The following is an 11729-nucleotide window of genomic DNA, read 5'->3' as shown; positions in this document are numbered from 1 at the left end:
AGGTTCACGGACGATGCCGGACGAAAGAAAGCTCGTCGATTACCTGAAGTGGGTCACGGCGGATCTCCACCAGACCCGCAGACGCCTCCAGGAAGCCGAGTCGGGCCGCCACGAGCCCGTGGCGATCGTCGGCATGGCCTGCCGCTTCCCGGGCGGTGTGCGATCCCCGGAGGACCTCTGGGAGATGCTGGCCGACGGCCGTGACGCCATCGGCGGGTTCCCGGCCGACCGCGGCTGGGACCTGGAGACGCTGGCCGGTGACGGAGAGGGCCGCAGCAGCACGCAGAAGGGAGGATTCCTGCACGACGTGGCCGACTTCGACCCGGGCTTCTTCGACATCTCGCCCCGCGAGGCGCTGGCCATGGACCCGCAGCAGCGGTTGCTGCTTGAAACCGCCTGGGAGGCCGTGGAACGTGCCGGGATCGCCCCCGGCAGCCTGCGCGGCAGCCGCACCGGTGTGTTCGTCGGCACCAACTCGCAGGACTACGCCCACCTCGTCCTCGCCTCCGACGACGACATGGGCGGCTACGCGGGCAACGGCCTGGCCGCCAGCGTGATGTCCGGCCGGCTGTCCTTCGCGCTCGGCTTCGAGGGACCCGCCGTCACGCTCGACACCGCGTGCTCCTCGGCCCTGGTCGCCCTGCACCTGGCCGCCCAGTCCGTACGCTCCGGCGAGGCCGACCTCGCGCTGGCCGCCGGTGTCACCGTCATGACCACGTCGTCCAGCTTCGTGGGCTTCAGCCTCCAGGGCGGCCTCGCCGCGGACGGCCGCTGCAAGGCGTTCGCCGACTCCGCCGACGGCACCGGCTGGTCCGAGGGCGTCGGCATGATCCTCGTCGAGAGGCTCTCCGAGGCGCGGCGCAAGGGCCACCCGGTGCTCGCCGTGCTGCGCGGCTCCGCCGTGAACCAGGACGGCGCCTCCAACGGCCTCAGCGCCCCCAACGGGCCCGCCCAGCAGCGCGTCATCCGCGACGCGCTGGCCTCCGCCGGGCTCTCGCCCGCCGACGTCGACGCCGTCGAGGCGCACGGCACCGGCACCACCCTCGGCGACCCCATCGAGGCACAGGCCCTGCTCGCCACCTACGGCCAGGACCGCGACGCGAGCCGCCCGCTGCGCCTGGGCACGGTGAAGTCCAACATCGGCCACACCCAGGCCGCCGCCGGCGCCGCGGGCGTCATCAAGATGGTCCTGGCCCTGCGCCACGGGCTGCTGCCCCGCACCCTGCACGTCGACGCGCCCTCCACGCACGTCGACTGGGACACCGGCCACGTCAGCCTGCTCACCGAGGCCACTCCCTGGCCCGAGGGCGAGCAGGTGCGCCGGGCCGGTGTGTCGTCCTTCGGCATCAGCGGCACCAACGCCCACGTCATCCTCGAAGAGGCCCCCGCGGCCGAGGAGGACACCGACGAGCCGCAGCCCGCACCGGTCGTCCCGCGCGCCGTGCCCTGGCCCGTGTCGGCCCGTACCGCCGCCGCCCTCGACGCCCAGCTGGAGCGGGTCCGGCCGCTCGCCGCGTCCGGCGCCGACCCCGTCGCCGTCGGACACGCGCTGGCCGGCACCCGCACCCCCTTCGAACACCGGGCGCTGCTCGTCGCCGCGGACGGCGGGCTCACCGAGGCCGCACGCGGCACCGTACCCTCCGGCGACCGTCCCGGCCTCGCCGTCCTGTTCTCCGGCCAGGGCGCCCAGCGCCTCGGCATGGGCCGTGAACTCCACGCCCGCTTCCCGGTGTTCGCCGCGGCCCTGGACGAGACCCTCGCCCTCCTTGACGAGCGCCTCGGCCACTCGCTGCGCGACGTCATGTGGGGCGAGGACCCCGCGGCCCTCGACGACACCGGCCACACCCAGCCCGCGCTGTTCGCCGTGGAGGTCGCCCTCTACCGCCTGTTCGCCTCCTGGGGGCTGCGCCCCGACCACCTCGCCGGACACTCCGTCGGAGAGATCGCCGCCGTGCACGTGGCCGGCGCGCTGTCCCTGGAGGACGCCTGCACGCTGGTCGCCGCCCGCGCCGGCCTCATGCGGGACCTGCCGGCCGGCGGAGCCATGGTCGCGCTGCGCGCCACCGAGTCCGCGGTGCGGCCGCTGCTGGACGAGCGGGTCTCGCTCGCCGCGGTCAACGGCCCCGATTCCGTGGTGGTCTCCGGCGCCGAGGACGCCGTCCTCGCCGTCGCCGACCACTTCCGGGAGCAGGGCCGGCGCACCACGCGGCTCTCCGTGAGCCACGCCTTCCACTCGCCGCTCGTGGACCCGATGCTCGACGCGTTCCGGGACGTCGTCGCCGAGCTCACCTTCGGCGAGCCGTCGGTCCCCGTCGTCTCCACCCTCACCGGCGACGTCGTCACCGCCGAGGAACTGGCCACGCCGCACTACTGGGTGTGCCACGCCCGGCAGGCCGTCCGCTTCGCCGACGCCGTGCGCACCCTCGTCGACGAAGGGGCACGGACCTTCCTCGAACTCGGCCCCGACGGCGTGCTGTCCGCGCTCGTCGGCGAGAACACGCAGTCCACCGACGGCACCGTCGTCACCGCCGTGCCCGCGCTGCGCAAGGGCCAGCCGGAGGAGGCCGCCGCGCTCGGCGCGCTCGGCACCCTGTGGACCCGGGGCACAGGGGCCGACTGGGACGCCGTGTTCGAGGGCACCCTCCCCGGGCGTCCGGCCCCCGTGGACCTGCCGACGTACGCCTTCCAGCGCGGCCGGTACTGGCCGACCGTGCGTGCCCGCTCCGGCGACCCCGCCGGACTGGGCCTCGGCGCCGCCGCGCATCCGCTGCTCGGCGCCACCGTCGCCCTCGCCGACGCCGACGAGTCCGTCCTCACCGGACGCCTCTCGCCGCTGACCCACCCCTGGCTCGCCGAGCACCGCGTCGACGGCCGGATCACCGTCCCCGGCGCGGCCTTCGTGGAGATCGCGGTCCGCGCGGGCGACGAGAACGGCACCCCGCGCCTGGACCGGCTCGACCTGCTCGCCCCGCTCACCCTCGGCGACCGCGACGCGGTCCTGCTCCAGGTGCGCGTCGGCCCCGCGGACGCCTCCGGCCACCGGGCGCTCTCCGTGCACGCCCGCCCGGCCACCTCGGACGACGCCCCCTGGACGACGTACGCCCGTGGTGTCCTCGCCCCCGACGAGGGCGCCGAGGACACCGCCGCGGACCTCGTTCAGTGGCCGCCCGCCGACGCCCGCCAAGTCCCGCTCACGGAGCTGGAGTCCGACGGGCACGCCCTCGGTCCGCTCTTCAGCGGCCTGACCGGGGTCCGGCGGCACGAGGGCGAGGTGTTCGCCGAGGCCGAGCTGCCCGCGGGTCCCGACAGCGGCTTCGGACTGCACCCCGCTCTGCTGTCCACCGCCCTGCGCGCCGCCGCCCTCGACGGCACCACGGCCGGCGAGCCGACCGGCTTCGACGGGCTCACGCTGCACGCCACCGGCGCCACCGCGCTGCGCGTACGGCTGAGCACCACCGGGCCCGACACGGTCGCCCTCACCGCCGTCGACCCCGCGGGCAATCTCGTCCTGACCGCCGAGACCGTGCGCCTGGGCACCCCGGACGGCCCCGCCGTGAACCCGGCCGCCACCGGCCAGGGTGACCTGTTCGCGCTGAAGTGGGTGCCCGTCAAGGCCTCCGCCCGCGCCACCGGCACCCGCTGGGCCGTCGTCGGCTCCGACGAACTCGACCTCGGCTACGCCATGCACCGCGCCGACGAGACCGTCACCGCCTACGCGGAGTCGCTGGGCGGTGCCATCGGCGACAGCGGTGTCGCGCCCGACGTGTTCCTGATCCCGCTGGTGGGGGAGAAGGACTCCGGGGCGGACGGGGTACGCGCCCTCACCACCCAGGTCCTCGGCCATCTCCAGGAGTGGTTGTCGGAGCCGCGGCTCGCGGGCACCCGCCTCGTCTTCGTCACCCGCCGAGCCGTCGCCCTCGACGACGAGGACGTCCTCGACCCGGCCGGCGCGGCCGTCTGGGGCCTGGTCCGCTCCGCGCAGACCGAGAACCCCGGGAGCCTGCTGCTCGTCGACCTCGACGACACCTTCCTGTCCGCCGGCGTACTGCCCGACGTGCTGACGCTCGACGAGCAGCAGCTCGCGGTCCGCGACTACCAGGTGCGCGCCGCCCGGCTCGCCCGGCTGCCGCGCACGCCCGACGACGCCCCCGCCGCCCCCGGCTGGAACCCCGACGGCACCGTCCTGATCACCGGCGGCACCGGCGGCCTCGGAGCCGCGCTCGCCCGTCACCTGGTCACCGCCCGTGGCGCCCGGCACCTGCTGCTGGCGAGCCGCCGCGGTGCGCAGGCTCCCGGCGCGGCCGAACTGGTCGCCGAGCTGACCGGTCTGGGGGCCCAGGTGACCGTCTCCGCCTGCGACGTCGGCGACCGCGACGCGGTCGACGCGCTCGTCGCGTCGGTGCCGGCCGAGCACCCGCTGACCGCCGTCGTGCACACCGCGGGTGTCCTGGACGACGCCCTGATCGGTTCGCTCACCCCGGAACAACTGGCCGGTGTGCTGCGTCCCAAGGCCGACGCGGCCCTGCACCTGCACGAGGCGACCCTCGGCCAGGACCTCGCCGCGTTCGTGCTGTACTCCTCGATCTCCGGCGTCATCGGCGGCCCCGGCCAGGGCAACTACGCCGCCGCCAACGCCTGCCTCGACGCGCTCGCCCAGCAGCGCGTGGCGGCCGGCCTGCCCGCCGTGTCCCTCGCCTGGGGCCCCTGGGGCCGTGGCAGCGGCATGACCAGCCAGGTCAGCGACACCGACCTGGGGCGGATGGACCGCGGCGGCACCCCGCCGATGAGCATCGAGGACGGCCTCGCCCTGTTCGACGCCGCCCTCGCCCGCCCCGAGCCGGTGGTCGTGCCCACCCGGATCAACGTCGCCGGACTCCAGGTCCAGCAGTCGCTGCCCGCCCTCTGGCGCGACCTGGTGCCGCGCCCCCGGCGCGCCGCCGCCGCGGACCGCTCGCCCAAGACCGTGCTCGACGGGCTGCGCACGCTCGACACCGCCGGCCGGGAGAAGCTGCTCACCGAGCTGGTCGTCGGCTTCACCGCGGGCCTGCTCGGCCACGCCGACCCCGCCGCCGTCGACCCCGAGCGCGGCTTCCTGGAGCTGGGCTTCGACTCGCTGGTCTCGGTCAGTCTGCGCAACCAGCTCGGCGAACTCCTCGGGCTGCGCCTGCCGACGTCGGTGGTCTTCGACAGCAGGACGCCGGTGAAGCTGGCCCGCCATCTCAACGAGGAACTGGGCGACCTGTCCGCTTCCGGCCCGGCGTCCGGCACCGCCGTCGCCGGCACCACGGTGCACCCCGACGACACACTGGTCGGCCTGTTCCACAACGCGGTGCGCGGCGGCAAACTCGTCGAGGCGATGCGGATGCTGAAGGCCGTCGCCAACACCCGGCCCACCTTCGAGACGCCCGCGGACCTGGAGGAGCTGTCCGAGGCCGTCACCCTGGCCACCGGCCCCGGCACCCCGCGGCTGATCTTCGTCAGCGCGCCCGGCGCCACCGGCGGTGTCCACCAGTACGCCCGCATCGCCGCCCACTTCCGCGGCAGGCGCCATGTGTCGGCGCTGCCGCTGATGGGGTTCGCCCCCGGCGAGCTGCTGCCCGCCACCAGTGACGCGGCGGCCCGGATCGTCGCCGAGAGCGTCCTGATGGCGAGCGACGGCGAACCGTTCGTGATGGTCGGCCACTCCACCGGTGGTTCCCTCGCCTACCTCGCGGCCGGGGTCCTGGAGGACACCTGGGGCGTGAAGCCGGAGGCGGTCGTCCTGCTCGACACGGCGTCCATCCGGTACGACCCCTCGGAAGGAAACAACCTCGACCAGACGACCCGCTTCTACCTGGCCGACATCGACTCGCCGTCCGTGACGCTCAACAGCGCCCGGATGTCCGCGATGGCGCACTGGTTCATGCTGATGACGGACATCGAGGCACCCGCCACGACCGCCCCCACCCTGCTCCTGCGCGCCACGCAGGCCAACAACGGCTTCAGACTCGACACCTCCGCGGTGCCGGCCGACGCGGTACAGGACATCGAGGCCGACCATCTGTCCCTGGCCATGGAGCACTCGGCACTGACCGCCGAGGCCATCGAGAACTGGCTCGCCGAACTTCCGGCCGGCGAGGCCTGAGCCGGGTCCGGTCGGTGCACGCCAACCCGGCCGGTCCCTCCTGTCCCCCCACCGCATCCGGGGCGCCGCCCTCTCCCACGGCGTCGTTCCGGGTGCGACAGCGGCCCCCAGGGCCTCTCGTTCGGATCATGCCGGGCTCGCGGGGCCTGACACCACACCTCGCGGCGTTGTCGTCGGTTGTCAGGGCTCCGCCCTGCCGCCCTCCTCCGCCTTGCGGGGCACGGCGCCAGGCCCCGCTCCCTGATCCGGCCTGAGCCAAACGAAAGACCCCAGCCGGGGACCCGCGCACACCACCACTGCCCCAAGGAGTAGCAGTCTCATGCTCAACCCCACCCCGCCGCCCTCGCTCGAGGACGCCGCGCCCTCGGTGCTCCGCCTCAGCCCGCTGCTGCGCGAGCTCCAGATGCGCGCTCCCGTCACCAAGATCACCACCCCGGCCGGCGACGAGGGCTGGCTGGTGACCCGGCACGCGGAGCTGAAGCAGCTGCTGCACGACGAACGCCTGGCCCGCGCGCACGCCGACCCGGCCAACGCGCCCCGCTACGTCAAGAACCCCTTGATGGACCTGCTCATCATGGACGACGTCGAGGCGGCCCGCGCCGCGCACGCCGAGCTGCGCACCCTGCTCACCCCGCAGTTCTCCGCCCGCCGGGTGCTCAACATGATGCCCATGGTGGAGGGGATCGCGGAGCAGATCCTGAACGGCTTCGCCGCCCAGGAGCGTCCCGCCGACCTGCGGGGCAACTTCTCGCTGCCGTACTCGCTGACCGTGCTGTGCGCCCTGATCGGCATCCCGATGCAGGAGCAGGGCCAACTGCTGGCGGTGCTGGGCGAGATGGCCACGCTGAACGACGCGGAGAGTGTCGCCGAGAGCCAGGCGAAGCTGTTCGGGCTGCTGGTCGAACTGGTCGGCCGCAAGCGGGCCGAACCCGGGGACGACGTGATCTCCCGGCTGTGCCAGACGGTCCCGGAGGACGAGCGCATCGGCCCCATCGCGGCGAGCCTGCTCTTCGCCGGCCTTGACAGCGTCGCCACCCATGTCGACCTGGGCGTCGTGCTGTTCACGCAGTACCCGGACCAGCTGCAGGAGGCACTCGCCGACGAGAAGCTGATGAAGAGTGGCGTCGAGGAGATCCTGCGGGCCGCGAAGGCCGGCGGCTCGGGTGCCGCGCTGCCGCGCTACGCCACCGACGACATCACCATCGGCGACGTCACCATGCGCACCGGCGACCTGGTGCTGCTCGACTTCACGCTGGTCAACTTCGACGAGGCGGTCTTCGACGAGCCGGAGGTCTTCGACATCCGCCGCGCGCCCAACGAGCACCTGACGTTCGGGCACGGCATGTGGCACTGCATCGGGGCCCCGCTGGCCCGGATGATGCTGAAGACCGCCTACACGCAGCTGTTCACCCGGCTGCCCGGTCTGAGGCTGGCCCGCCCGGTGGAGGAGCTCCAGGTGACGTCGGGCCAGCTCAACGGCGGCCTCACCGAACTGCCCGTCACCTGGTGATACCCCGCCCCACCCAAGACCAGCGGCGGCTCCCACTGCCTGACGAGTGGGGGCCGCCGCCCTTTCCGTACTCAGGGCCGTACGAGAGGCCTAGTCCTCCACGACCGTGATCGCCATCGAGGGGCAGACCACCGCCGCCTCCCGGACCGCGTCCAGCGTGGCCGGGTCCGACGGCTGTCCGAGGACGGTCACCAGGCCGTCGTCGTCCTGGTCGAACACGTCCGACACGGTCAGCACGCACTGTCCGGCACCGACGCAGCGATCGATGTCCACGTTGACGCGCACCATCATTCCTCCAGGGTCGTTCCACCGGGCCGGCCGCCGCCGCGGGGGCCGGCCCGTCGCTCAGCTCCAGGTGACGGGCAGCTCGTGCAGACCGAACAGCACGCCGTCGTACTTCAGGGACAACTCCTCGACCGGCACGGCCAGTTCGAGAGTCGGAATGCGCTCGAACAGGGTCCGGTAGGCGATCTCCATCTCCACCCGCACCAGGTTCTGCCCGAGGCACTGGTGGACGCCGTACCCGAACGCCACGTGCGAGCGCGCGGAACGCTCCGGGTTGAACTCCTCGGGCTTGTCGAAGACCGAACCGTCGTGGTTGGCCGCCGCGATCAGCGGCACGATGCCCTCACCGGCCCGGATCAGCTGTCCGCCGATCTCCACGTCCTCCACCGCCACCCGGAAGGACACCAGGTCGGCGACCGAGTAGTAGCGCAGCATCTCCTCCACGATGCGGTCGTCGCCGATCCACTGCGGGTTCGTCAGCAACTGGACCACGCCCAGGCCGATGTTGTTCGCCGTGGTCTCGTGCCCCGCGATGAGCAGGAGCATCGACACCCCGGACAGCTCCTGCCGGGACATGGTGCCGGCCTGGATCAGTCGGCTGATCAGGTCCTCGCCGGGGCGGCGGTCCTTGATCTGGATGAGCCGGTTCAGATAGCGCAGCAGCGCCTTGGAGGCCGCGTCGCGTTCGTCGTCGGTGGAGCTGAGGGTCACCAGAACCCTCGTCTTCGTCTCGAAGAAGTCCCGGTCCGCCTTGGGCACCCCGAGCAGGTCGGAGATGACCAGCGACGGCACGGACAGCGCGAAGTCCGCGATCAGGTCGGCCGAGTCGCCCGCGGCGAGCATCGCGTCGATCCGCTCGTCCACGATCTGCTGGATCGCCGGACGCAGCTCCCGCACCTTGCGCACGGTGAACTCCGGGATCAGCGTCTTGCGGAACCGGTCGTGCTCCGGGGGATCCAGCGCCACGAACCAGCCCGGGACCTCCGACTGCGAGGGGGCGCCGCCGGTGCGCCGCGCCCTCGGGAAGCCGGGGCGGGAGGGGTCCGCGCTGATCCGGGAGTCCGTCAGCACGGCCCGCACGTCCTCGTGCCGCGTCACCAGCCACACCGGGCCGCTGGCGGGCAGTTCGGAGCGGACCAGGCCCTCGCCCGCCCGGTAGTCGGCGTACTCCGGCGGCGGGAACGGACGTCCCGGCCGCCGCAGCGGGAAGGCGACCGGGCAGCCCGGAGCGAAGGTCGTCGTCTCGGCGTCGGCGGTCATCACTTGGCTCCGTAGAAGTCGCGAATCCGGTCGGTGATGAACTCCTGCTCCCGCGCGGTCAGTCCGGTGTGCGTCGGCAGGTAGAACCCGTCCTCGCCGAGCCGGGAGGCGTTCAGCGACGGCCAGTCGGCGTCGTAGTAGCCCGGCTGGCGGCTCATCGGCTTGAAGAACACCCGGGTCTCGACGCCCTGGTCGGCCAGGTACGCGCGCAGCTCCTCGCTCCGCTCGGCCCGCAGGTCGTACATCCACAGCACGTCGCGGGCCGGCATCAGCGTGATGCCGGGTACGTCCCGCAGCGCCTCGTCGTAGCGCTTCTCGATGTCGCGGCGGGTCGCGAGGATGGTGTCCAGCTGCTCGGTCTGCGCGAGCGCCACCGCGGCCTGCATGTTCGTCATGCGGTAGTTGTAGGCCAGCTTCTTGTGCAGGAAGCTGTGGTCCCTGGTGAACGCCATCGCCCGCAAGTGCGCCATCTGCTCCGCCAGATGGGCGTCCCGGGTCAGGCACACCCCGCCCTCACCCGCCGTGATGATCTTGTTGGCGAACAGCGAGAAGCAGGCGATGTCGCCCACCGGCCGCACCCCGTGCGCCTCCGCCGAGTCCTCGACCACCCGCAGGTTGTACTCGTACGCCAGGTTCATGATGGCGTCCATGTCGCACTGCCGGCCGTAGATGTGCACCGGCATGATCACCTTGGTGCGCGGGGTGATCTTCTCCTCGATGCGGGAGACGTCGATGTTCAGGTCGTCGCCGCAGTCCACGAACACCGGGGTCGCCCCCGTGTAGGTGACCGCCCACGCGGAGGCGATCATCGTGAACTCCGGGACGATCACCTCGTCGCCGGGGCCGACGCCCAGCGCCCGCAGCGCCAGCGTCAGCGCGGTGGTGCCCGAGGAACAGGCGACACCGTGCGGCATGTCGTTGTAGGCGGCGAACGCCTCCTCGAACCGCCGGACGTAGGGCCCCTGCGACGAGATCCAGCCGCCGCCGACGGCCTCCGTCACATACTCCAGCTCGCGGCCCTTCAGCCACGGCATGGAGACCGGATACGTATAGGACATCCTTGACTTCCTCGAATTCCTCGGTCAGTCGTTTGCCAGGACGGGGAGGCCGAGCAGCAGGTCCGCGGCAGCGGTACGACCGCCCGCGGCCTTCAGCAACCCGGCGTAGTACTCGGCGCGTTCGGTGAAGGACGGCTCGTCGAGCACACGGGTGATCTTGTCGAGGACGTCGTCCGTGTCCACGGTCTCGGGGCGGTCGACGGTCAGGCTCACGCCGAAGTCCTGGCCGCGCACGGCCTGGTCGTCGCAGTCCACCCACAACGGCCGTACCACCAGCGGCTTTCCGAAGTACAGGCCCTCGTGGTAGCCGTTGCCGCCGGCGTGCGTGAAGAACACCTTGACGTTCGGGTGGGCCAGTACGTCCAGCTGCGAGGGAACCCAGCTCTCGATCCGCAGGTTCGCGGGCAGTTCCTCGGCCGGGGGCAGCAGGTGCTGCTGCTCGCGCGGCAGCTTCCACAGCACCTGGTGGCCCTCGCCCTCCAGCCGGCGGGCCACCTCGACCAGTGAGGCGACCTGCTCCCGGGTGAGACGGGTGATGGTGCCGAAGCCCATGAAGACCACGGACTTCTGCTCCGTCAGCCAGTCCGACAGCCCGTCGTCGTCCGGCGCCTGCGGCAGCGGCGGCACCAGCGTACCCACCAGCCGCACCTTCTCGTGCATCGGGAACGGGTAGTCCAGTTCGGGCACCGAGTAGCACAGCACCTGCTCGGCGTGGTCGATGCGCGCCATCATCTGCCGCGCCTCGGGGGAGATGCCCAGCTCGCCGCGGATGCGGTTGTCCTCCTCGACGACCTCGCGCATCTCCTTCGACATGAACATCCCGAGCGTGCGCACCCGGAACAGCTCGTTCTCCACGCGCTGGGCGATCGTCATCCTCCCGGGCAGGCCCGAGTGCGGCACCGGGAACCCGGACGGCGTGTACGACTTGGCGAACGGCACGTGCGAGGTGAGCACGTTGCTCGGCAGGAACGGCACCCCGAGCACGAACGGGATCTTCTTGGTGATCGCCAGCTCGTACCCGAACTGGCACATGCTCTCGATCACCATCAGGGCGGGCTGGACCTCCTCGACGACCTTCTCCAGCGCCCGGTACTTCTCCACCCGGGTCCCTGGCGCGAAGGAGTGCCGGATCACCGCGCGGTGTGCCTTGAAACGGGACCGCTGCGTCACCTCGGCATAGGTGTCGTCGTCCCAGGTGACCGCCGACATCTGCGACACGGTGTCGCCGAGCGAGGCGAACCGCAGGGAACTGCCCACCGACGACGACTCGATCTGGTCCCGCGCCTTCTCGTCCGTGGCGAACCACAGATCCTCCACACCGCGCCGGGACAATTCCTCGGCCAGTACGAGCAGCGGATTGAGAAGACCGCTTTCGGCATAACTGACGAACAGGATCGGCCGCCTGTGCGCGCCCATGGACAACACCCTTCGGAAAGTGGCGGACCGCGCGGCCCGCACGCCTCGCGTCCACCCACCGAATGTCGCCGGATGA

Annotated in this window: 6 protein-coding genes; 2 read left to right on the top strand and 4 right to left on the bottom strand. The window is 72.3% G+C overall.

What is annotated here, in order from left to right; all coding sequences use genetic code 11:
* The first annotated feature begins 13 nt into the window (after window positions 1-13).
* Together ACFY3J_RS33385 and ACFY3J_RS33380 are read left to right on the top strand one after the other, a co-directional pair.
* Complete coding sequence (locus ACFY3J_RS33385; RefSeq protein ID WP_390842405.1) at window positions 14-6124, top strand: type I polyketide synthase; 6111 nt, start codon at window positions 14-16, stop codon at window positions 6122-6124.
* 319 nt (window positions 6125-6443) lie between these two features.
* Window positions 6444-7634 carry a cytochrome P450 gene (locus ACFY3J_RS33380; protein WP_390842404.1) on the top strand — a complete coding sequence of 397 codons (1191 nt, stop codon included), beginning with the start codon at window positions 6444-6446 and terminating at the stop codon, window positions 7632-7634.
* A 90-nt stretch (window positions 7635-7724) separates the two neighbouring features.
* On the opposite strand, the gene ACFY3J_RS33375 is transcribed toward ACFY3J_RS33380, so the two are convergent.
* The 4 genes from ACFY3J_RS33375 to ACFY3J_RS33360 are packed head-to-tail and all read right to left on the bottom strand — an operon-like array spanning window position 7725 to window position 11653.
* Window positions 7725-7925, bottom strand: coding sequence for a ferredoxin (locus tag ACFY3J_RS33375; protein ID WP_376551975.1), 201 nt, complete (start codon window positions 7923-7925; stop codon window positions 7725-7727).
* 54 nt (window positions 7926-7979) lie between these two features.
* Window positions 7980-9179 carry a cytochrome P450 gene (locus tag ACFY3J_RS33370; RefSeq protein ID WP_384186248.1) on the bottom strand — a complete coding sequence of 400 codons (1200 nt, stop codon included), beginning with the start codon at window positions 9177-9179 and terminating at the stop codon, window positions 7980-7982.
* Entirely contained in the window at window positions 9179-10237 is a 1059-nt protein-coding gene (locus ACFY3J_RS33365; RefSeq protein ID WP_384186244.1) for a DegT/DnrJ/EryC1/StrS family aminotransferase, read from the bottom strand. The genes ACFY3J_RS33370 and ACFY3J_RS33365 overlap by 1 nt, the downstream gene beginning before the upstream one ends.
* A 24-nt stretch (window positions 10238-10261) precedes the next feature.
* Window positions 10262-11653, bottom strand: coding sequence for a glycosyltransferase (locus ACFY3J_RS33360; RefSeq protein ID WP_384186241.1), 1392 nt, complete (start codon window positions 11651-11653; stop codon window positions 10262-10264).
* Window positions 11654-11729: the final 76 nt, after the last annotated feature.

Source organism: Streptomyces sp. NPDC001231 (genome assembly GCF_042896885.1).
Taxonomy (GTDB): domain Bacteria; phylum Actinomycetota; class Actinomycetes; order Streptomycetales; family Streptomycetaceae; genus Streptomyces.
This window is presented reverse-complemented; position numbering and strand designations above follow the sequence as displayed.

Coding starts and splice junctions, on each gene's coding strand:
- ACFY3J_RS33380 (WP_390842404.1), top strand. CDS start 6,444: ATGCTCAACCCCACCCCGCCGCCCTCGCTCGAGGACGCCGCGCCCTCG.
- ACFY3J_RS33360 (WP_384186241.1), bottom strand. CDS start 11,653: ATGGGCGCGCACAGGCGGCCGATCCTGTTCGTCAGTTATGCCGAAAGC.
- ACFY3J_RS33370 (WP_384186248.1), bottom strand. CDS start 9,179: ATGACCGCCGACGCCGAGACGACGACCTTCGCTCCGGGCTGCCCGGTC.
- ACFY3J_RS33365 (WP_384186244.1), bottom strand. CDS start 10,237: ATGTCCTATACGTATCCGGTCTCCATGCCGTGGCTGAAGGGCCGCGAG.
- ACFY3J_RS33385 (WP_390842405.1), top strand. CDS start 14: ATGCCGGACGAAAGAAAGCTCGTCGATTACCTGAAGTGGGTCACGGCG.
- ACFY3J_RS33375 (WP_376551975.1), bottom strand. CDS start 7,925: ATGATGGTGCGCGTCAACGTGGACATCGATCGCTGCGTCGGTGCCGGA.